17 protein-coding genes, 3 pseudogenes and 1 other annotated feature are annotated in these 20,221 nt (G+C 67.7%); of the genes and pseudogenes, 14 read left to right on the top strand and 6 right to left on the bottom strand.

Annotated features, from left to right (window positions below; all coding sequences use genetic code 11):
- The first annotated feature begins 33 nt into the window (after window positions 1–33).
- The 12 genes from ACGI6K_RS01745 to ACGI6K_RS01690 all read left to right on the top strand — a co-directional run bounded on the left by ACGI6K_RS01745 (window position 34) and on the right by ACGI6K_RS01690 (window position 14,279).
- Window positions 34–705, top strand: coding sequence for a CpsD/CapB family tyrosine-protein kinase (locus tag ACGI6K_RS01745; RefSeq protein WP_376946938.1), 672 nt, complete (start codon window positions 34–36; stop codon window positions 703–705).
- A gap of 28 nt (window positions 706–733) precedes the next feature.
- Window positions 734–1,738, top strand: a complete 1,005-nt coding sequence (locus ACGI6K_RS01740; RefSeq protein ID WP_376946940.1) for a polysaccharide biosynthesis/export family protein — start codon at window positions 734–736, stop codon at window positions 1,736–1,738.
- A 2-nt stretch (window positions 1,739–1,740) separates the two neighbouring features.
- Entirely contained in the window at window positions 1,741–3,330 is a 1,590-nt protein-coding gene (locus tag ACGI6K_RS01735; protein ID WP_376946942.1) for a GumC family protein, read from the top strand.
- Window positions 3,303–4,415, top strand: a complete 1,113-nt coding sequence (locus ACGI6K_RS01730) for a glycosyltransferase family 4 protein (protein WP_376946944.1) — start codon at window positions 3,303–3,305, stop codon at window positions 4,413–4,415. The genes ACGI6K_RS01735 and ACGI6K_RS01730 overlap by 28 nt, the downstream gene beginning before the upstream one ends.
- A gap of 4 nt (window positions 4,416–4,419) precedes the next feature.
- The gene (locus tag ACGI6K_RS01725) at window positions 4,420–5,823 is read left to right on the top strand and encodes an O-antigen ligase family protein (protein WP_376946946.1); all 1,404 of its coding nucleotides are present in this window, start codon (window positions 4,420–4,422) and stop codon (window positions 5,821–5,823) included.
- The gene (locus ACGI6K_RS01720; protein WP_376946948.1) at window positions 5,820–6,785 is read left to right on the top strand and encodes a glycosyltransferase family 2 protein; all 966 of its coding nucleotides are present in this window, start codon (window positions 5,820–5,822) and stop codon (window positions 6,783–6,785) included. The genes ACGI6K_RS01725 and ACGI6K_RS01720 overlap by 4 nt, the downstream gene beginning before the upstream one ends.
- Window positions 6,778–7,929 carry a glycosyltransferase gene (locus tag ACGI6K_RS01715; RefSeq protein ID WP_376946950.1) on the top strand — a complete coding sequence of 384 codons (1,152 nt, stop codon included), beginning with the start codon at window positions 6,778–6,780 and terminating at the stop codon, window positions 7,927–7,929. The genes ACGI6K_RS01720 and ACGI6K_RS01715 overlap by 8 nt, the downstream gene beginning before the upstream one ends.
- 9 nt (window positions 7,930–7,938) lie before the next feature.
- Window positions 7,939–8,994: a polysaccharide deacetylase family protein gene (locus ACGI6K_RS01710; RefSeq protein WP_376946952.1), complete on the top strand. Its 1,056-nt coding sequence runs from the start codon at window positions 7,939–7,941 to the stop codon at window positions 8,992–8,994.
- A complete protein-coding gene (locus ACGI6K_RS01705; RefSeq protein WP_376946954.1) occupies window positions 8,991–10,292 on the top strand; it encodes a lipopolysaccharide biosynthesis protein in 1,302 nt (433 codons plus the stop codon). Before ACGI6K_RS01710 ends, ACGI6K_RS01705 begins: the two co-directional genes overlap by 4 nt.
- Window positions 10,289–12,229: a hypothetical protein gene (locus ACGI6K_RS01700; protein WP_376946956.1), complete on the top strand. Its 1,941-nt coding sequence runs from the start codon at window positions 10,289–10,291 to the stop codon at window positions 12,227–12,229. Before ACGI6K_RS01705 ends, ACGI6K_RS01700 begins: the two co-directional genes overlap by 4 nt.
- Window positions 12,230–12,369: 140 nt before the next feature.
- Window positions 12,370–13,509, top strand: a complete 1,140-nt coding sequence (locus tag ACGI6K_RS01695; RefSeq protein WP_376946958.1) for a GNAT family N-acetyltransferase — start codon at window positions 12,370–12,372, stop codon at window positions 13,507–13,509.
- Window positions 13,494–14,279, top strand: coding sequence for a ChbG/HpnK family deacetylase (locus ACGI6K_RS01690; RefSeq protein WP_376946960.1), 786 nt, complete (start codon window positions 13,494–13,496; stop codon window positions 14,277–14,279). Before ACGI6K_RS01695 ends, ACGI6K_RS01690 begins: the two co-directional genes overlap by 16 nt.
- Window positions 14,280–14,535: 256 nt before the next feature.
- On the opposite strand, the gene ACGI6K_RS01685 is transcribed toward ACGI6K_RS01690, so the two are convergent.
- From ACGI6K_RS01685 to ACGI6K_RS01675, 3 genes and pseudogenes are all read right to left on the bottom strand, one after another.
- A complete protein-coding gene (locus tag ACGI6K_RS01685) occupies window positions 14,536–14,931 on the bottom strand; it encodes a DUF6491 family protein (protein WP_376946962.1) in 396 nt (131 codons plus the stop codon).
- Between the two features lie 87 nt (window positions 14,932–15,018).
- Window positions 15,019–15,348, bottom strand: a complete 330-nt coding sequence (locus ACGI6K_RS01680) for a hypothetical protein (protein WP_376946964.1) — start codon at window positions 15,346–15,348, stop codon at window positions 15,019–15,021.
- Window positions 15,349–15,400: 52 nt separating this feature from the next.
- Window positions 15,401–15,772, bottom strand: a pseudogene (locus tag ACGI6K_RS01675) (AraC family transcriptional regulator); the annotation flags it as partial.
- 99 nt (window positions 15,773–15,871) lie between these two features.
- Here ACGI6K_RS01675 and ACGI6K_RS01670 point away from each other — a divergent pair.
- Both ACGI6K_RS01670 and ACGI6K_RS01665 read left to right on the top strand, forming a co-directional pair.
- On the top strand, window positions 15,872–16,834 hold the full coding sequence (locus ACGI6K_RS01670; RefSeq protein ID WP_376946966.1) for an SDR family NAD(P)-dependent oxidoreductase: 963 nt from the start codon (window positions 15,872–15,874) through the stop codon (window positions 16,832–16,834).
- A 3-nt stretch (window positions 16,835–16,837) separates the two neighbouring features.
- A pseudogene (locus ACGI6K_RS01665) lies at window positions 16,838–17,387 on the top strand (LysR family transcriptional regulator); the annotation flags it as partial.
- 261 nt (window positions 17,388–17,648) lie between these two features.
- Here the strand turns inward: ACGI6K_RS01665 and ACGI6K_RS01660 are convergent.
- From ACGI6K_RS01660 to ACGI6K_RS01650, 3 genes and pseudogenes are all read right to left on the bottom strand, one after another.
- Window positions 17,649–17,840: pseudogene (locus ACGI6K_RS01660) on the bottom strand (integrase); the annotation flags it as partial.
- A 147-nt stretch (window positions 17,841–17,987) separates the two neighbouring features.
- Window positions 17,988–18,749: a FadR/GntR family transcriptional regulator gene (locus tag ACGI6K_RS01655; protein ID WP_376946968.1), complete on the bottom strand. Its 762-nt coding sequence runs from the start codon at window positions 18,747–18,749 to the stop codon at window positions 17,988–17,990.
- Between the two features lie 82 nt (window positions 18,750–18,831).
- Window positions 18,832–20,054, bottom strand: a protein-coding gene (locus tag ACGI6K_RS01650; RefSeq protein ID WP_377968997.1) for an IS3 family transposase whose coding sequence is annotated in 2 segments (ribosomal slippage) — window positions 18,832–19,769 and window positions 19,769–20,054 — 1,224 coding nt in all. Because the reading frame shifts where the segments join, the coding sequence is not laid out codon by codon here.
- Window positions 19,660–19,776 (bottom strand) — a sequence feature (AL1L pseudoknot). It overlaps the preceding gene by 117 nt.
- Window positions 20,055–20,221 lie beyond the last annotated feature (167 nt).

Genomic DNA, 20,221 nt, shown 5'->3' with positions numbered 1-20,221 from the left:
ACCCCAGGCAGAGCACGCATCAGGAGTCAGCCCATGACCATGCTCCGTTCCGAGCAGACCACGTTATTGCTGGAGCAGGACCGCCGCGTTCTCAATCCCAGCGAAGTCAACCTGGCGGCCACCCTGCTCGACCAGAACTGCCGCACCCTGCTGCTGATCGCCCCGACCAGCGGCTGCGGCACCACCACCTGCGCCTTGAGCATGGCCCGGCAACTGGCCAGCTCGGTGAAGGGCAAGCTCCTGCTGGTCGATGCCGGCCCCTCGGCCACCGGCCTTAGCTCGCGCTTGGGCATGGCGGCCGACCGCGGCTTGTTCGAGCTGCTGCAGAGCCAGCATCCGGAGGGCGAACTCCGCCACTGCATCCAGCGCCATCCTGAACTGCCCTTCGATCTGCTGCCGCTCGGTCAGCCTTCGGTGGCGGCCGGCCGTCTCACTGCCGAGGCCCTGCAGTACCTGTTCGACTGCCTGGCGGCTCACTACCGCTTCGTGGTGATCGATGCCGAAGCCGTCTACGGCGGCGGCAGCGGCCTGATCCTGGCGGCCATGGCCGACGCCGTGGCGCTGGTGGTGCGCGCCGAGGAAACCCGCTGGGAAGTCGCCCAGGCCGCCGTGCAGCGCCTGCGCCAGGCCAACGCCAAGCTGCTTGGCAGCGTGCTCAACGCCCGCCGGCTCTACCTGCCGAAATGGCTCTACCGGCTGCTCTGATCGGATCGCCCACAGGACGGACGCCACCATGAACAAACCCTTGCTCCCCCTGCTCGCCCTCCTGGCCCTGGCCGGATGCAGCAGCCAGCGCTCGATTCCCGCCTACATCCTCACCGCCCCCGAGGACCAGGCCACGCGCAGCGAACTGATCCCGGTAACCCAGGTACTGCGCCCGCAGGACGTGCTCGATGTGATCTTCCACATCGAGATGGATTCGCCCAACGCCTACCGCATCCAGCCGGGCGACCAACTGGAGATTCTGTTCGCCACCGCCAAGGGCCTGACCGGCATCAAGACGGTGATGCCCGACGGCACGGTCAATCTGGAATACATCGGCAGCCTCCAGGTCGCCGGGCTCACCGTCGACGAGGCCCAGGCGCTGATGACCGAGCGCTACAAGGAGACCCTGCGCACACCGCTGATCACCGTCTCGGTGGCCAAGGCGCAGACCCGCGCACAGAACCTGCACGACACCCTGTTCAGCCCGAACACCGGCATGAGTCGGGAAATCACCGTCGGCGCCGACGGCCGCGCGACCTTCCCGATGCTCGGCAGCATCCGCCTCGGCGGCATGAACAGCGACGAACTCGAAAAACTCCTGAACGAGCGCTACCGCGAGGAAGTCGGGCCGATCCAGGTCGACGTGCTGCTCAAGTCCACCGCTGCCAACGAGGTCTACATACTCGGCGAGGTCGGCCAGCCCGGCGCCTATCCGGTGCGCCGGCCGATCTCGGTGCTCGAGGCGCTGACCCTGGCGCGCGGCTACAACCCCGTCACCGCCGACCTGGAGTCGGTGCTGGTTTTGCATCGCGACGGCGAGCGGGTGGTGTCGCGCACCTACGACATGGAGGCGTTGCTCGACAACGACGCCGACAGTGTCGCCTACCTGCAGCCGGACGACCTGCTCTTCGTGCCGCGCAGCAGCCTCGCCGGCGCCGGCGACACCATGCGCCAGTTGGCCGACGTGATGCTCTTCAGCGGCTTCAACTTCGGCTTCTCCTACCAGGTCGACGACAAGGACGAGGATGACTGACAATGGACGCCTTCAGGTACGAGAACTCCCCGCACACCTTCCTCTCCACGCTGTTCGCCAACCGCCGGCTGATCAAGCGGGTGTTCCTGGCCTTCGCCGCGCTCGCCCTGCTGCTGCCGCTGCTGCTCAGCCGCTCGTACGAGATCGGCGCGGAGGTCATGGTGCAGTCGAAGAAGGTGGCCCAGACCGAACCCAACAGCGCCACCCTGCAGCAGGAAACCGACAAGTTCCTGCCGCCGACCCTGGCCGACATGGAAACCGAAAGCAGCATCCTGCGTTCGCCCGAACTGGTCCGGGCGACCCTCGACTCGCTGATCCGCGAGGGCTACTTCGCCGAGGACAAGGGCCTGGCGGGTCGGCTGCGCGAATACCTGGCCGCGCCCCTGCGCGAGCACGTGCTCGACCCGCTGCGCGCCGCCCTCGGCCTGGCCGCCGACGCGCCGCGCGACAACCGCCTGGACGAATTGACCCTGGCCATCCTGAAAGACCTCGAAATCGTCCCGCTGCCCGGCTCCAATGTCATCGCCGTGCATTACCGCTCCGGCGACCCGGCCCTCGGCACCCTGTTCGTCAACCGCCTGCTCGACACCTATCTGGTCCGCCGCCATGCGCTGCACTCCAACGAACTGCCGGAAGCCTTCTACGAGCAGAAGAAGACCCAGTACCAGGACCACTTGAACGGCCTCGAAGCGCAACGGCTGGCCCTGCTCGAACGAATTCGCGCGGCCAACCCCGAGGAGGAAATCACCTTTCGCCTCAACGCCATCAACCAGGAGGAACAGGCGCTCAACCAGTATCGCGACCGCCTGCTGGAGAACGAGCGCTGGGTCGACTACCTGCAGGGCAACCTGGCCGTGGCGCGCAAAGCCAGGCTGACTGACTACGGCTTTCCCTACACCTTCGCCAGCACCCTCGACAACGCCGCCTTCGAGGACCGCGAGATCCGCCAACTGGGCGACCGGCTGATCGAGCAGATCGGCCGCTACGGCGCCGAGACCGACATCTACAACCCGAACAGCGAGCCGATGAAGAACCTCCATGCGCAGATCAGCCGGACCCGCCAGCAATTCCTTCAGGTAATCGGCAACCGCATCAGCGAGCGGCGCAAGGAACTGGAGATCATCTCCGGGGTGATCGCCCAGAAGACCACGCGCATCGAGGAATACCAGGCGCGCATCCGCGAGTTGCAGGACGCGCAGAGCGGCCTGCGCCAGCTCAACACCGAGATCGAGGCCCTGCACCAGGCCTTCTTCACCTACACCCAGCGCTATGAGGAAAGCCGCAGCCGCGCCCTGCTCGACGGCGGCCTGTCCAATGCCAAGGTGCTCAGCCGCCCCTTCGAGCCCAGCGAGGCGAGCTTTCCACGGCCGCTGCAGATCATCCCCCTCGGCCTGCTCACCGCCCTGCTGCTGGCCGTCGCCGTGGGATACCTGCGCGAATTCTTCGACCACCGCTTCAAGTATCCCGGGCAGTTGCAGAGCCAGCTCGGCCTGCCCGTACTGATGACCCTCAACGCCGAGCAGCCGGCCACGCTGCCCAACCCGCACAAACCCGGGAGCCTGCCATGGATTCGACACTGGGCGAACGACTGAGCGCCCGCCACCAGGACACGCCGCTGCGGATCGCCCACCTGCTCGGCAGCGGCGGCTTCTACGGCCTGGAGCGGATGCTCCTCGAACACTGCCAATACGCTCCCGGCCAGCACTGGGTGATATTGCTGGGCGGCCCGGAGTCGCTGGCCCAGCGCTTTCGCGAGGCCGGCGTGGAGCTGACCCGCTGCGGCGGACTGGGCAGCCTGCTGCGCCAGTTGGGACAATCCGGCACGCGGCCGACGCTGCTCAACGGCCACGGTTTCAAGGGGCTGGTCTACGGCTGGCTGGGCGCCCTGCTGCTCGGCCTGCCGCTGGTCGCCACCCAGCACGGCTTCACCCCGCGCAGCCGCAAACAGCGCTTCTATATCTGGCTTAGCCTGCAGTTGTGCCGCACCGCGCAGGTGCGCACCGTGGTCTGCGTGGCCACCAGCATCGCCTGTCTGCACCGCCAGGCCGGGGTGCGCGCCAGCAAGCTGCAGGTGCTGCCCAACGGCCTGCCGCCGGCGCCCGCGGTCACCTACCTGCGTCCGCCAGGAGCGCCCGCCGCGCCACTGATCGGCTTCGTCGGCCGCCTCAGCGCGGAAAAGGGCCCGGACCTGTTCGTCGAACTGGCCATCGAGCTGTGCTACCGCGATCCCCGCCTGCACGCCGTGCTGCTCGGTGAAGGACCGCTGCGCGACGAGTTGCAGGAGATCATCGACGCCGCCGGCCTGCACGACCGTATCCTCCTGCCCGGCTACCGGACGGACCTGCCGGCCTGGCTGCGCGCCCTCGACGTGCTGGTCATCAGCTCGCGCAGCGAGGGCACGCCGATGGTGCTGCTAGAAGCCATGCAGGCCGGGGTACCGGTGGCGGCCTTCGCGGTGGGCGGCATTCCCGACGTGCTTAGCCACGAGGCCAGCGGCCTGCTCAGCCCGCCCGGCGAGGTCGGCGACCTGACCCGCCAGGTGGCGCGCCTGCTGCACGACAAGTCCCTCGGCCAGGCACTGAGCGAACGGGCCCGCCTCGCCCAGCAGCGCCATCACCACCTGCCGGCCCAGGCCGAACGCTGGCGCCAGCTATACCGCAACGCGGCCGGGGGCTGAAGCGATGGTCCTGGTCCTGCCCCTGGCGCTGATCGCCGGCCTCGCCTGCCTGCTGCTGCTGGCCGGCCCCCATCCCTACCTGGCGCCGCTGGTGCTGCCCGGCCTGGCGCTTCTGGTCGCGCTCTACCGCCAGCCGACTCTGGGCTTGCTGGCGCTGCTCGCCTTGGTGCCCTTCGAGGGCCTGTTCTCCACCGCCGATGCAAGCGCCGGCGGCGGCGCGGCCGGCGGTGGCGGCTTCCCCCTCAACAAGCTGCTGGGCCTGACGCTGATCGCCATCGCCGGATTGCAATTGCTACTGCGCCGCCTGCCAGCGCGGCGCCTGCGCAGCAACCTGTGGCCGCCGCTGCTGGCCCTCCTCGCTTGGTACCTACTCAGTTTGGCGTTCAGCAGCCACCTCGGCCTGTCGCTGCAGCACCTGCGCCAGCTCAGCAGCGGCCTGACCCTGTTCTTCCTCGCCGTGCTGCTTGGCCGCGACCTCGACCTGTCGACTCTGGCGCGGGTGCTGGTGCTCTCGGTGGCCAGTACCTGCGCGCTGGCCCTGCTGAACGGCGACGCTCCGCCGGACAGCAGGGCCAGCGGCCTGCTCGCCGACCCCAACTACTTCGCCTTGCTGATCAGCGTCGCCTTCCCGCTGGCGCTGCTTCTGGCGCTGCGCGCGCCGCGCCGCGCACAGCGGCTGTTCTGGCTGACGCTGCTGGCGCTGCTGCTGGCCACCCTCGTGCGCACCGGCTCGCGCTCCGGCCTGCTGGTGACGCTGCTGGCCGCCCTGATAGCCGCCTGGCACTACCGCGCCCGCCTGAAACACCTGCCGGGCCGCCATCTCGGCTGGCTGATCCTGGCCTTGGCGATCGCTTTGCCGCTCGCCCCCAGATTGCTGCCGGAGAGTCTCGTCCAGCGCCTGGAAGCCCTGACCAGCCTGAGGTCCGGGGTCAACGCCCACGCCGACCCCTCCCTAGCCCGGCGCAGCGCCTATCTGCTGGTCGGCGGCCAGGTGCTCGCCGAGCATCCGCTGCTCGGCAGCGGTCCGGGCACCTTCCCCCTGGAATTCGCCAGGACCGGCTATGCCATCGCCTTCGCCGACCGGCCGCACCCCAACGACCTCTACCGCGAAGCGCACAACACCTACCTGGGCATGTTCAGCGAAACCGGCCTGCCCGGCGGCCTGCTATTCGCCGGCCTGGTAGCGCTCGCCCTGCGCAACTGCCTGGTCGCCCGCCGCCACTGGCTGGAGCGCGGCGACCCCGAGCGGGCGGCGCTGGCCACCCACTTCGGCCTGTCCTGCCTGGCGCTGGCCTGCTTCCTGTTCTTCCTCAGCGTACCGAGCCACAAGTACCTCTGGGTGATGCTCGGAATAACCAGCCTGCTGCGCCTGCAGGCCGACGACGATGCCGCCGGAGGGCGACCATGAAACAGATCTCCATCGTCATTCCAACCCTCGACGAGGCCGCCCACCTCGGCCGCACCCTGGAAGCCGCGCGGCATGCCGCCGAACAGGCCGGCCTCGACTGCGAACTAATCGTTTCCGACAACGGCTCCCGCGACGGCAGCCAAGCTCTGGCCCGGCGTCTCGGCGCCCGCGTGCTGGACTGCCCCGGCCTGAGCCTCGGCGCTCTGCGCAACCGCGGCGCGGCGGCGGCCGGCGGCGACTGCCTGGCCTTCCTCGACGCCGACATGGAAGTCCCCCCGGACTGGCTGACCATCTGGTGCGCGGTGCGCCAGGAGGACCGCGCCGACGTGCTCGGCCTGGTCCACCAGGCGCCGCCGCAGGCGCCCTGGTACGCCCGCGCCTGGTTGCAGCGGCTGGCCGCCGAACGCGACCGGCCGGCGCTGCTGGACTGGCTGCCGACCGCCAACCTATGCCTGGAACGCGTCTGGTTCGAACGCGCCGGCGGCTTCGACGAAAGCCTGCGCAGCGGCGAGGACAAGGACTTCGGCCTGCGCCTCGGCGAAGCCGGCGCACGCCTGCTCAGCCTGCCGCGGCCGACCGTGCTGAATTGGGGCTTCGAAGGCAGTTGGCGCGAATGGCTGGGCAAGGAGCTGTGGCGCCAGAACAGCCAGACGCAACTGCTGCGCAAGGGCCGCATCAGCCTGCGCCGGCTGCGCTTCCCGCTACTGGCGGCCGGGCACTGGACGCTCGACGCGCTGGCGCTGCTCTGCCTGCTACTTGGCCAGCCGCTCGCCGCTCTCGCCGTCTTCGCCCTCGGCTGGCTGCCGGCCGGCCTGCTCAGCCTGCGCCACGCCTACACCCGCCAACGCCCGATGCTGGCGGCGCGCCTGGCGCTTTTGCACTGGCTGCGCCTGCACGTCGCCGGCATCGCCCTGTTGATGGATTTGACCAACCTGAGCGCCCGGAGGCCTTCCCGTGGCTGAAACGATCTTCTGGCTGTGCCTGTCCCTGCCGCTCTTCGCCTGCCTGGGCTACCCCTTGCTGCTGGCTTGCCGCGCGCCCTTCCAGCACCCGCCGCCTACCGGTACGCCGACGCCGCTGCCGCGGGTCAGCGTGATCGTCGCCGCCCACGACGAAGAGCGGCACATCGAGGCCAAGCTGCGCTCGCTGCTGGCCGACGACTACCCGCGCGAGCGGCGGCAGATCGTCGTCGCCAGCGACGGCTCGCGCGACGCTACCGTGGCCCTCGCCCGGCGCATCGCCCAAGGCAATCCCTGGGACGACATCCGCGTGCTGGACCTGCCGCGCGGCGGCAAGGCCGCGGCGCTGAATGCCGCGGTGGCTCTGGCCTACGGCGAGATCCTGGTGTTCAGCGACGCCGATACCCTGTGGCACGGCGACACCCTTCGCCAGTTGATCGCACCCTTCGTCGACCCACGGGTCGGCGCCACCGCCGGCAACGTGACCATCCCCGACGGCGGCCGGGCGCTGGCCATCGGCGACCGCGTCTACCGCGCCTACGAGACCTGGCTGCGTCGCCTGGAAAGCCGCAACGGCTGCCTGGCCTCGGCCGACGGCGGCCTACAGGCCCTGCGCCACGAACTGTTCCAGCCGGTGCCGGACGATGTCACCGACGACTTCTTCCTGGTCACCTGCGCACCGCTGGCCGGGCAGCGCATCGTCTTCGCCGAGGCCGCGCGGGTCACCGACCGGGGCGTGGAGTCGGCGCAGGGTCAGTTCCGCCGCCGCCGGCGGATCACCGTTCAGGGCCTGCAGAGCCTGGCGCGCCGGCGCGAGCTGCTCGACCCGGCCCGGCACGGCCTGTTCGCCCTGGCGCTGATCACCCACAAGCTGCTCCGCCGGTTCGCCCCGCTGCTGCTGGTCCCGTTGTTGGCGAGCAATCTCTGGCTGTGGGGCGCAGGCGACTTCTACCGCATCGCCCTGCTTGCTCAACTCGCCGGCTACGGGCTGGCGCTGATCGGCCTACTCGGCCGCCACCGGCACCTGCCCAGGCCTTTCAACCTGGCCGCCTGCGCCCTGGTGACCCTGGGCGCCATGGGCGTCGGGGTCTGGCAATTCCTCGGCGGCTACCGCTACCGGCAATGGAATCCACAACAGAGTCGATAGGAACCTCACATGATGCTCAAGCAGATGATCAAGGCCGGCACCGGCTGGCTCTACCTCGATACCCACGCGGGACGGCGCCTGCTACGCGGGACCAGGACCATCCTGCTGCTGCACCGGGTGGTGGCCGACGACGCCCTGGCGGACCTACCGCACCGCAAGAATCTGTGCATCGGCATGCAGGCCTTCGACCGTCTACTGCTCTGGCTCGGACAGCACTTCGAGTGCGTGCCGCTCGCCGAACTGCTCGCCCCGGACGGACCGGTGGACGGCCCGCCGCGCCTAGCCCTGACCTTCGACGACGGCTGGCGCGACAACGCCCTGCATGCCTTCCCGCTGCTCAAGGAGCACCGCATGCCGGCGAGCATCTTCCTGTCCACCGACTTCATCGGCAGCACGCGGCGCTTCTGGTGGGAAGCCATCGGCGAAACCCTCTGGGGCAGCTTCGGCGAGGAGGCACGCGAACTGCTCTGCGTGCGCTTGCGCCGCCATCTCGGCCCGCCGGACGAACTCCGCGCGGCGGCGCCCGAGCAGCCGCGCAGCCTAGCCCTCGACCAGTTCCTGCAGCGCCTGAAAAGCCTGCCGCCGGCCACCCTGCGGGCGCTCGCCGACGACTGCCCGAGCCCAGCCGAGCCGCACGCCCTGGACTGGCGACAGGTGCGCGAAATGGAGGCTTCGGGACTGCTACGCTTCGGCCCGCACGGGGCTAGCCACGCGATCCTCACCGCACTCGACGACACCAGCCTGCGGGCCGAGTTGCACCGCTCCCATGAGGCCATCGCCGCGCATTGCCGCGAGCCGCTGGCGGTCTACTGCTACCCCAACGGCGACCATGACGAGCGCGTGCGCGTCGCCCTCGCGCGCCTGGGTTACGATCATGCGCTGAGCACCCGCCCCGGTCTGTACCGCCCGCGCCAAGGAGCGCCGCTGTCGCTGCCGCGCATCAGCGTCTGCCAGCACAGCGCGCGCCAGCCCGCCCTGCTCGGCTGGCGCATCCTGCAGGGCGCCCGCCAGCACGTCGCACCGGCCCTGCCGGCACTGCACAGCAGCGAGGCATCGATTCGATGACGCGCAACCAGTACCTGCGCCACCTGCTGCTCAGTATCGGCACCAGCCTGGCGATGCTGGCCCTGCGCCTGTTGCGCAACATCCTGCTGGCACGCATCCTCGGTCCCGCCGATCGCGGCCTGTTCGCCCTGCTCAGCGCCCTGCCGGAGCTGATCGGCGCGGTCACCAGCGGCGGGCTGAACACCGCCGTCGGCTACCAGGCCGCGCGCCAGCGGCCGATGGGGCTGCTGCTGACGCTGACGGTGCTCTACGGCTGCCTGACCTCGGCGCTGGCCACCCTGCTCGGCGTCCGGGCGCTGGACGCCTTCGGCCCGGAACTGGCGATCACCGTCCAGCTCAGCCCCTTCGTCGGGTTGCTGCTGCTGGCCGTGCCGCTGTTCGTGCTGAAAAGCGCCCTGCTCACCCTGCACAACGCCGACGGCCGGGTCGGCGCCTTCAACGGCCTGCGCCTGCTGGAATCGCTGACGCCGCTGGTGCTGTTCCTCGCCCTATTCTGGATATGGCCGCAGGCCGCGCTGAACGCCGCGCTGGTCGGCTGGCTCGGCGGCCTGGGCCTAGTGGTGGCGGTCGGCCTCTGCCTGCTCGCCCGCCACCACAGCATCCGCCCGCGCTGGGACTCGGCGAGCCAGGGCGAACTGCTGCGCTTCGGCGGGCGCAGCCATCCCGACGTACTGTTCCAGCAGTTGCTGATGCGCGCCGACTACCTGCTCATCGGCCTGTTCCTCGACAGCCGGGCACTGGGCTACTACGCCATGGCCACCGCCGCCGCCGAGCTGCTGTTCATCGTCCCCGAGGCGGTCACCACGCCCCTGATGAAACGTCTGCTGCAGCAGGGCGAGGGCATCGAGCGGCTCACCCCGCTGGCCCTGCGCCTGACCGGTACCGTCATGCTCCTTGCCTGCCTGGGCATGGCGTTGGTCGGCGAGTGGCTGATCGTGCTGCTATTCGGCGACGCCTTCCGTCCCGCCTACCCGGCCCTACTGGCCCTGCTGCCCGGCATGTTCGGCCTGTGCTATTCGAGCATCCTGCGCCTGGACCTGCTCGGCAAGGAGCGCCCCGGCACCCTTTCCGTCCTCGCCGGCGGCGCCGCGGCCCTGAACCTGCTGCTGGCGGTATCGCTGATCCCGGTATGGGGCATCGTCGGCGCCGCGATCGCCTCGTCGGTCGCCTACGGCGCCCTGGCTCTGGCCATGCTGCTGCTCTACTGGCGGGTCAGCGGGGTCGACTTCGGCCAGACCCTGCTGATCCTGCCCGGCGACCTGCGCCTGCTGCGCGCGCAACGGGGGACGGCGGTATGAACGGCTGGCGCATCCTGCTTTTCGGCGGCCTGCTGCTCGGCGCACAATTGTCGCCGGCGCCGGCCCAGGACTGGAGCGGCATCCGCGACGGCGCGCTGTACCTGCGCGCGCCGCAGGGCGATACCCTGCAGGTCGACTGGCGGCCGGCTTGGCAGGCCGAGGCCAACGCCGAACACCTCTACCTGCAGGCCGGCGACGGCCGCCTGCTCGCCCAGCGCGACATCGCCGCCGCGGAAACCCGCGGCAGCCAGCGCTGGACGCTGCCCGCCGGAAACGGCGACCTGCGCCTGGAGATCCCCGGCTACAGTTTTCGCCTCTACCGGGTCCGTCATGGCGACGACACCGCCGCGCTGTTCGAGCCGGTCAAGCAGCACTTCTGCGCCGAGCTGCCGGCCGGCACGCAGTTGTACTTCCGCGTGCGCGCCGGCGAACGCGCGGTGCTCGCCGGCAAGTACCACGGCGGCGTCGACGGCCTGCACGCCGAGCGCCTGAGCGACGGCCAGCGGCTCAACCTGCTGCTGTCGCGCGACAACCATTACAGCCGCAGCGACCGCATCGAGCTGCCCGTTTCCGAGCAGGACCAGGTGTGGAGCCTGCAACTGCGCGGGCACGGCAAGGCAGCCTTCTGGCTGGACGGCAGCGCCAACCTATTCGCCCGGCGCCCGGAACACCTGTTCAGCCCCGAACTGGAGCGGGGCCGGGTCGGGCTGACGCTGCACGACGAGGTCGCCGGCCCCACGCCCCGGCTCGGCGTGGGCCTGCCCTACACGCCGCCGGAGGCGCCCGAACTGCTCGCCCGGCTGGCGCCGCGCGCGGCCAACCACTACAGCTTCGTCGATGTCACGGTGCGCCGCCCGCACCACGAGCAAGCCTTCCGCCCACTGTACTTCGCGCGCTACGGCATCGATGCCGACAGTACCCTGCTGTCGCAGACCGGCCGCCGCTCGGTGCTCGAGGCCGACGACGCCAGCCATGCCGGACTCGCCGCCTGGATCGACGGCATCCGCGCGCTCGGCGGCGCCGGCCGCCACTACATTTCCTTCGCCGACGAGCCCAACCTCAGCTATCCCGACTACCGCAGCTTCGCCAGCTACTTCGCCGCCATGGCCCGCCAGGTCCGCGCCACGGCCGGCGCGCGCGAGGCCGGCATCCGCATCGCGATGCCGGCCTCCTCGCGCCTGGTCAATGGCCCGACCACCGCCGACGCCAGCGCGCGCCGCGGCCTGGACTGGGCACGCCGGCTGCTGGCCTCGCACGACGAAGAAATCGACGCCCTGGCCTGGCACGAATGGATGGTCCGCGACCTGCGCGCCACCCGCGTCTACCGCGACAGCGTGCGCCAGGCGGCGCAACTGGTCGGCCTGGACGAGCGCGGCCGGCCGCGTAAGGCCCTGCTGCTGGAGCAGACCAACCTGTCCAGTGGCAACGACGTCAGCCCCTACGAACAGGAAACCCGCTTCGCCGCGCTCTGGTGGGCCTCGGTGGCGATCAACGCGGCCCAGGACGGCCTGCTCGAACAGCTCAACTGGTTCCTCGCCACCGACGACGAAGAGCACTTCAAGGGCATGATCGGCCTGACCGGCGACGGCCGCTACGTGCTCAAGCCGGTCGGCGAGGCCATGGCTTTCATGCAGCGGCATTGGCAGCAGGAAGTCCTGCGCCTGGACAACGACGCCTTCGAGGTAGACGCGCTGGCCATGCGCACGGGTTCCCGTCTGGTTCTGTTCGGCGTGAACAAGACGCCACGACGCCAGGAGGTACGCCTGAGCGGCGCCCCCCTGGCCTGCCATGCCCAGGACCCGCCGCGCCTGCACCTGTTCGATGCGGAGGCGCCCGACGCGACGTCCGGCGCGGCCGTCCTCGACTGCACGCAGCAACCATGGCGCTTTGGCCTGCCGGGGGAAAGCCTCTTCGTCCTCGAATGGACGGCGCCCTGAACCCCAAGCCGGGCGGCGCCGCAAGGGCCGGCCCGCTTTCCGGCGCGGACGGCCGGAGACAAGCCAGGCACTTTAGCGCCCGACTGCTACGCTGCTTTACGACATGCCGAGCAAGCTACCCATCGAGGACGGACCTCACCATGGACTATCGCTTCGAATGGACCACCAGCCTCTGCGCGCCCGACTTTCCCGACGGGGCCTACGCCAGGCTACATGCCCTGGTGCCGCAGGCTACCCCGTTCAACCGGCTCGGCTGGCTGCGCGCCGCCGAGCGCGCCCTCGAAGCGGAACAGCGCCTGCACGTGTTGCTGGCCTGGGAAGGACGCGAGCTGCGCCTGTGCCTGCCGCTGGTGCGTAACCGCGAGCGCCGCCTCGGCCTGCGCTGGACGATCCTGCGCCATCTCGGCTATCCGCTCGGCGACCGCATTGCCCTGCTCTGCCAACTCGACGAAACCGGCCGGCACCGGGCACACGAGGCCATCCACCGGCATCTGCCGCATGCCCTCCTGCAACTGCACGAACTGGCCGCGGACGGCGAGCAGCAAAGCCTGCTCGAAGGCTGGGCCACGACCAGTTCGAGCCACGAAAGGCGCACGAGTTGCCGGGTGCCGGTGCACGCGATCGGCGAGGACGACCGGCGCGAACCGTCCGGCGACCTGCGCTACAAGTTGCGCCGGGCGCGCAAGCGCGCGGCCGCCTGCGACGCCCGGATACGCCGGCTGAGCCCGGACGGCACGAGCATCGGCGCCGCATTGGAGACCATCGCCGCGGTCGAGCAAGCCAGTTGGAAGGGCACGCAGGGCGTCGGTATCTTCTGCGGCCAACGACGCCGGCAATGGATGCGCGAGGCCTTCGGCGAACTCGCCGCGGACGGCCTGGTGCGCATCGTCCTGCTCGAACACGGCGGCCGCTGCATCAGCTACCGCCTCGGGCTCCTCGAACACGGCCGGCTGTACGATTACAACCTGGCCTTCCTGCCGGACTACGCCGAACTCGGCAGCGGCCGCCTGCTGCTGGACGAATGGATTCGCTGGGGCCTGGAGGAGGGCTGGCGGTACGTCGACGCCTCGCGGGTCAGCCTGCGCGACTCCAGCCATCAACTGCACGAACGCATGACCGGCGCGGTTCTGCAACTGCGCTGGAGCCTCTACTCCCGGCGCCCCGAGGGCATCGCCCTGGGCCTCGCCTACCGCTTCTGGAGCGCCCTCAAGGCCCGGCGCCGGAGCGCCACGGTCTGCGCTTCCCTCGATACAGGAGAACGCCCATGCCCAACCGAGTGATCGTCAATGCCGACGACTTCGGCCTGAACCGCGAAAAGAACGCCGTCATCGTCCGCGCCTTCCGTTGCGGGCTGATCAGCTCGGCCACCCTGATGGCGAATATGCCGGCGTTCGCCCAAGCCTGCGCGTTGATCCACGCCGAGGGCCTGCACGGCCGGGTCGGCCTGCACGTCAACCTCACCCATGGCCGCCCGTTGAGCGAGACCATCGCCAACCTGTCTTGCTTTTGCGACGCGACCGGCGAATTCCATCTGCGCCTGCCGCGCTATCGCCTGTGGTTGGGCCGCGCCACGCGCGCGGCGATCGACGAGGAACTGGAAGCGCAATGGCAGCGTTGCCTGTACCACGGGGTGCGGCCCAGCCATCTGGACTCCCACCAGCACGTGCACAACATCTGGCCGGTCGGCGAACAACTGGCGCGCTTCGCCGCCGCCCGCGGCGTGCCGCTACGCCTGGCGCGCAACCTGGGCAACAACCTCGGCCCGATCAAACGGCTGTTCAAGAGCCTGCTCAACCGGCGCCTGCGCCAGTTGGCCGGGCGCTGCGCCGAACACGTCTGCACCACGGCCGACTTGCGCGACCAGCCCCTGCCGGCGCAGGGCACGCTGGAGGTGATCGCCCACCCCTGCAACCTCGACCGGGACTTCGGCGACGCCTACCTGGCTCCCGGCGAATCCCTCGCCGCCCTGCTCGAACGCCGCCTCGGCAACGTCCCGCGAACCGCCTACGGCATCGTGGAAATGCCCGTGGGCAGTCCGGGCTCGCCATGAGCGGGCGTTGGGAATCGACTTCAGCCGTGCGCCGTACCCGGCACGCACGGTGGCGAAGTCCGACTCGCACATGAACGGCGTGCAGAGGCAAAGGTGTCCACCCGGTCCAGACGGCAGCGCAGTCAGCCAGATACTCCCGGTAGAGGTGACGCGCCGCGTCCTATTTTAGAGGGAGGTCTCGGTCGCGGACATGAACGCCCGCGATAGCCACCGATTGCAAGTTGTCACAAGACGCACGCGGACCAGGGCATCGGGATCAATCCGCCCGATCCACCTTTTCCAATGCATGGATATCGCCGACCGGACAGGGCTCGGGAGCACCGCCCGGTCCCCTGGAGAAGATACGGTCCTGCCGGGTCAGCTCGCCCAACGTGGTGCTATAGGCCAGGGCGTTGTCGATGTCGAGATTGGTGCAGGGACGGGTGAACTCGATCAGGTAGCGCCGGCCGGGATCGTCGCGCAGGACGATGTGCCGCTTGTCCAGGTATTCCCAGTGGGAGAGGTCGTAGCGACGGATCGACTCTACCCGTTCGCCCAGCCGGTAACCGCTCCCGGCTAGGCGCTGTTCCAGTGTCTCCCCTTCCGGTCGCGGCCGGCCGCCACAACCGGCCAGCGACACGGCGATCAGTCCTGCCAGCAGGATTCTGCCCATGGTGACGCCCCTCCCCATCGCGCTCGCCGCGCTGCCCGATGCTGCGGGGCGCCATGGCATTTGTCGACCGCGACAAAGAGAATGGAATCAATCGGCCAACTTATCCAGGCGTGCCTCCATGGGCGAGGTTCCGTTCTTGAAGAGTTGGGCGACTCCCATCGTCAACAATGGGCTGAACAGGGCGAAGTAGGAACTGTCGATGCCATAAGGATTCCCGGCGACGTACCAGGCTATCGTCGATACGACCGACAGGAGGATTTCGCTCAAGGTCCCGAATCGAGTACCGAAATTCGGTGCGTAGAAACACATCGGCACCAGTACCGCGAGGGTTGCCCGCAGAGCTTTGCCCAGAAAGGCGATGAGCAAGATCTTGTCGGCATACAGGGCCAGCACCAGGGGCAGGAGGCCGATGACCACTATCGCCGTCTTGTTGACATCCTCTTCGCCCTAAAGGACGGGAAGGATGTCAACGTGCGGCTAGCTGCATTCGCCAGCGCGAAACGTATTCCAGCGGCGCGATACCGGCTTTCTACTTGAAATGCAACGCAAAGGTTGAGCGAGACAGGCCCGCGACTTTGGCAAGGTCTCCGACTGTCCAAGAACGCGCGGGATCGGCATGAATCGCTTGTATAGCTGTGCCTATGCGTGGGTCGGAAACGGCCAGCAGCCAACTGGGCATACTGCTGCCTTCCTGCTCCAGATAAAGCCGTAGAACCTGCACCAGCATGATGTGGCCAAGATGTTGAACCACAATTGAGTTGTCCGGTGATGGTGTGGCAAGTTCATGGGCTAGACGCTGCAAAGCCCAACTCAACACGAACGCTTGATCCGAGCCGCTTCTTGATCAGGACTTTGTTGCATTCACAGTCCTAAGTCTAGCCTGGACAATGCCGGATATGGGCTTTACCCCGTTTCCATGTCACATTCACAAGGACACTCCATGACCAGCAAACAGTTCCCTATCCGCTCTGGTTTCGGCGCGGCAACCACCGCGGCAGAGGTACTCGCGGGGCGCAATCTGTCCGCTGTCACTGCTATCGTCACTGGCGGTCATTCCGGCCTGGGTCTGGAGACAACGCGAGCATTGGCGGGTGCTGGCGCACACGTCATTGTCGCTGCCCGTGATGTGGAAACCGCTCGAACGAAGATCAGCGACATTCCCAACACGGAAGTTGAACGGCTCGATCTTTCCGATCAAGCAAGCGTGCGCGATTTTGCCCTCCGTTTCCTCGCCCGCAACCAGCACGTTGACATCCTGATCGGCAGCGCAGGCATCATGGCCTGCCCCGAGACCCGCGTGGGGCCGGGCTGGGAAGCGCAGTTCGCCACCAATCACCTTGGGCATTACGCGCTGGTCAATCTGCTTTGGCCTGCGCTCAAAGGAGGCGCAAGGGTCGTGGCCGTATCGTCGGCGGGCCATCATCAGTCAGCCATTCGATGGGATGACGTGCAGTTCACGCAGGGTTACGACAAGTGGCTGGCCTATGGGCAATCGAAAACCGCCAATGCCCTGTTCGCTGTCCACCTAGATCGGCTTGGACAGAACGAGGGTGTACGGGCTTTCTCCCTCCATCCCGGCAAGATTTTCACGCCGCTCCAGCGCCATCTGACGCAAGACGAAATGATTGCTGCCGGATGGCTTGACGCCAATGGCAATCCCGCTGATCCGACGTTCAAGACCACTGCGCAAGGCGCGGCGACCCAAGTATGGGCGGCAACCTCACCGCAGTTGAGTGGCATGGGCGGGCTGTATTGCGAAGATTGCGAGATTGCCGAAGTTGATGAAAGCGAACCACCATCCTTCGTCGGCGTGCGGGCTTATGCCACTGATCCCGAGCAAGCCGAACGTTTTTGGACGCTATCTGCTCAACTTGTCGGGATTGACGCTTTCGCGGCGAAATGAGTAATCGATAGGGAGCTTCGGCATTTGCGCTGTTTCTTGGCTGTTGCCGAAGAACTCCACTTCGCCAGCGCAGCGGAGCGATTGCACATTGAACAGTCGCCCTTGTCGCGGGCGATCAAGGAGCTGGAAGAAGACCTTGGTATTCGGCTGTTCATCCGCAATTCGCGCAGCATGCTGCCTGTCGCGTGCCGGGCAAATTTTCAAGGAGCGTGTGCCGCGCATCTTCACCGCCTTGCAGCAGGCACGCGATGGGGCCAAAGCGGTCGCCGCTGGCTACGGCGGCCAACTACGCATTGCCCTGTCCGACGACATCGTGCCGCCGCGTCTGAGCGCCTTTCTGGCGAAGTGCCGAGATGATGATCCCGAAGTCGGAGTTCACCTTGCCGAGATACCGTTGTCGCAGCAAATCTCCGGGCTACGCGAAGACCTGTACCACGCGGGATTTGCGCAGTCCGACAACGTGGGCGACGGCTTGCTTGCGGTGCCCGCATGGCATGACCCACTGGCGGTCGCGGTGCCGGCCAAGCATCCGCTGCTGACCCACAAGCGCATCCATGCCGGGCGCAAAGGAGCGATAGCGCAGTTTGCTGCCCGCCCACCAGAAGCGCCCAGGTCGGCGACCAGCGTCTGGTCGATGGCGTTGCGCAAGGTGATTTCCATAGCGCCCATCAGCGGGTACAGCGCGCTGCAGACGTGCGTGCTCCAGAGGTACACGCCCATCAGTTCCACGTCGTTGGTGGGGTGGAAGACGCTCTGGTAGCTGTTGATGTATTCGTTGCTGATGAGCGAGTCGATCAGCAGGACTGCCTTCCTACCTCGGTGCCGTCGATAGCAGCCGGTAGGCTTCCTCACTCATGGGCTTGGACATGCCGCCGGTCTTGCTGTCTGGCCACATCATGTGCCGGTTCTCCAGATCGACCCAATCCCATCGAAGCGTGACGATTTCGAAAAGGCGTCCAGCGAACTCGAATTTCAGGCGAATCGCTAGCGGGATGACGTAGTCCTCTGCATACCGTCGGAGGCGCCGGCACGGCAGGACGCGAAAGGACGACGGACAACCGGACGGACATGCCGCACGGTCACGGGAAGAAATGAAGAAGATCGCCAGGAAAGGCCGGAGTGGCCATGCAGGCCGCGATTCGCGGAGCGGACGCTAGATCGACGTGGAGTTGGCTTGCCGGGATTCGGCCTCCTCATGGGCCTGGCGCAGCCGCTCGCGGCTGTTGATCAGGTGCAGGCGCATGGCAGCACGCGCCGCCTCGACATCCTGGCGGGCGATGGCCTCGTAGACTTCCTCGTGCTCGCGACACAACCGCGCGTGGTACTGCTGCTGGTCGACGTGGGCGTTGTGCGCCAAATCCAGCCGGGTGCGCGGGATGATGCTGGCGCCGAAGTGACCCATGATGTCGGTGAAATAGCGATTGCCGGTGGCCATGGCGATCTGCAGGTGGAACTGGAAGTCGCTGGCCACCGCGTCGCTGACATGCCCGGCGCGGTTGAAGGCGTCCAGCGCCGCGCGCATGGCGGCCAGTTGCTCGGCGCTGCGCCGGCGGGCGGCCAGGCCGGCGCACTCCACCTCGAAACTGACGCGCAGTTCGAGAATCGCCATCACATCGCGCAGGGTGACGATGGTCGCCGGGTCGATGCGAAAGCCGCCGGAACTCGGCGTATCCAGCACGAAGGTGCCGATGCCGTGGCGCGTCTCGACCGTGCCGCAAGCCTGTAGGCGCGAGATGGCCTCGCGTACCACGGTGCGGCTGACCCCGTGGGCCTCCATGATTTCCGACTCGGTGGGGAGCTTCTCGCCGCACTTGATCTGCCCCTCGCGAATCTGCCGGGTCAGTTCGGCCACCAGATCCTGGGCAAGGCTGCGGCTCTTGCGACGCGGGCGCGGTAGTGTGCTTTCGTTGCTCATCTCGATGCTCGGCTTCGACTGCATTGCGGAGACGTCATCATACTGAACCGCCCCGGGAATTCCGGAGGCTCATTGGTGTGAGTCACGCCACCATGGCGGACTCGTCGAGTTGGCGATAATAAGCCGCTTCGGCCTCGGCCGGAGGTACGTTGCCGATCGGCTCCAGCAGCCGCCGGTGGTTGAACCAGTCCACCCAGGCCAGCGTGGCCAGTTCCACCGCCTCGCGGTTCTTCCAGGACTGGCGATGGATCACCTCGGCCTTGTAGAGTCCATTGATGGTCTCGGCCAGGGCATTGTCATAAGAGTCGCCCACGCTACCTACGGACGGCTCGATGCCAGCCTCGGCCAGGCGCTCGGTATAGCGGATCGATACGTACTGCACCCCGCGATCGCTATGGTGGATCAGCCCAGCGTGGCTGGCGGGTCGACGTACATACAGGGCCTGATCCAGCGCATCCAGCACGAACTCGGTAAGGGCCGAGCTGGACACCCTCCAGCCGACGATGCGCCGGGCGAACACGTCGATGACGAAAGCGACATAGACGAAGCCCTGCCAAGTGGAGACATACGTGAAGTCCGACACCCACAGCGCGTTCGGACGCTCGGCTCGGAACTGCCGATTCACCCGGTCCAGCGGACAGGACGCAGCCTTGTCGCTGACCGTAGTCTTGACCGGCTTGCCGCGTACCGCGCCGTGCAGCCTCATCTGCCGCATCAGGCGTTCCACCGTGCAGCGGGCCACGGCAATGCCTTCGCGCCGCAACTGCCGCCAGACCTTGCGTGCCCCGTAGACCTGGAAGTTCTCCTCCCAGACCCGCTGGATATGCCTGCGCAGATGCCCGTCACGCTGCGCACGGAGCGATAGCCGGCTGGGCTCGGTGCGCCGAGCGGCATGTTGGCGGTAAGTCGATGGGGCGATCGGCAATACCTTGCAGATCGGCTCGACCCCGTAAAGCTCGCGGTGCTCATCGATGAATGCCTTCATGGCTTGAAGCGGCGGTCGAGCTCCGCCTGGGCAAAATAGGCTGAGGCCTTGCGCAGGATCTCGTTGGCTTGGCGCAGCTCACGCACCTCCCGCTCGAGCGCCTTGATCCGTTCACGCTCTGGCGTCGTCTGTCCCTCACGCAGTCCAGTATCGCGCTCGGCCTGTCTCACCCAGCGGCGCAGCGTCTCGGCTGTGCAGCCGATCTTCGCAGCGATGGAATTGATCGCCGCCCACTGCGACTCGTGCTCGTCCTGATGCTCGAGCACCATACGAACCGCCCGCTGCCGGACTTCAGGGGAATACTTCGTTGCTGTCTTCATGGCTCCATCCTCTCAAGAGTTGGAGCCTCCGGGAAACCCGGGGCGGTTCATACGCCCAAGTTGTACGACAATAGTGTCACGCTTCTCAAAAACGGCACCGAAGACCTTGTACTGCCGGCATGCCCGCCGCCGTTCTTCGCAGCCGGGAGCAGTCCAGCCAAGCACGC

Origin of the sequence: Azorhizophilus paspali, from assembly GCF_043587585.2 — a bacterium.
Taxonomy (GTDB): domain Bacteria; phylum Pseudomonadota; class Gammaproteobacteria; order Pseudomonadales; family Pseudomonadaceae; genus Azotobacter; species Azotobacter paspali.
The sequence above is the reverse complement of the archived record's forward strand: the minus strand, read 5'-3'. Positions and strand labels throughout refer to the sequence as shown.

What these genes read in the sequence shown, in the direction of transcription:
- ACGI6K_RS01670 (WP_376946966.1), top strand. Translation starts at nt 15,872, where the DNA reads ATGACCAGCAAACAGTTCCCTATCCGCTCTGGTTTCGGCGCGGCAACC.
- ACGI6K_RS01740 (WP_376946940.1), top strand. Translation starts at nt 734, where the DNA reads ATGAACAAACCCTTGCTCCCCCTGCTCGCCCTCCTGGCCCTGGCCGGA.
- ACGI6K_RS01745 (WP_376946938.1), top strand. Translation starts at nt 34, where the DNA reads ATGACCATGCTCCGTTCCGAGCAGACCACGTTATTGCTGGAGCAGGAC.
- ACGI6K_RS01705 (WP_376946954.1), top strand. Translation starts at nt 8,991, where the DNA reads ATGACGCGCAACCAGTACCTGCGCCACCTGCTGCTCAGTATCGGCACC.
- ACGI6K_RS01720 (WP_376946948.1), top strand. Translation starts at nt 5,820, where the DNA reads ATGAAACAGATCTCCATCGTCATTCCAACCCTCGACGAGGCCGCCCAC.
- ACGI6K_RS01735 (WP_376946942.1), top strand. Translation starts at nt 1,741, where the DNA reads ATGGACGCCTTCAGGTACGAGAACTCCCCGCACACCTTCCTCTCCACG.
- ACGI6K_RS01655 (WP_376946968.1), bottom strand. Translation starts at nt 18,749, where the DNA reads ATGAGCAACGAAAGCACACTACCGCGCCCGCGTCGCAAGAGCCGCAGC.
- ACGI6K_RS01685 (WP_376946962.1), bottom strand. Translation starts at nt 14,931, where the DNA reads ATGGGCAGAATCCTGCTGGCAGGACTGATCGCCGTGTCGCTGGCCGGT.
- ACGI6K_RS01700 (WP_376946956.1), top strand. Translation starts at nt 10,289, where the DNA reads ATGAACGGCTGGCGCATCCTGCTTTTCGGCGGCCTGCTGCTCGGCGCA.
- ACGI6K_RS01695 (WP_376946958.1), top strand. Translation starts at nt 12,370, where the DNA reads ATGGACTATCGCTTCGAATGGACCACCAGCCTCTGCGCGCCCGACTTT.
- ACGI6K_RS01725 (WP_376946946.1), top strand. Translation starts at nt 4,420, where the DNA reads ATGGTCCTGGTCCTGCCCCTGGCGCTGATCGCCGGCCTCGCCTGCCTG.
- ACGI6K_RS01710 (WP_376946952.1), top strand. Translation starts at nt 7,939, where the DNA reads ATGATGCTCAAGCAGATGATCAAGGCCGGCACCGGCTGGCTCTACCTC.
- ACGI6K_RS01690 (WP_376946960.1), top strand. Translation starts at nt 13,494, where the DNA reads ATGCCCAACCGAGTGATCGTCAATGCCGACGACTTCGGCCTGAACCGC.
- ACGI6K_RS01730 (WP_376946944.1), top strand. Translation starts at nt 3,303, where the DNA reads ATGGATTCGACACTGGGCGAACGACTGAGCGCCCGCCACCAGGACACG.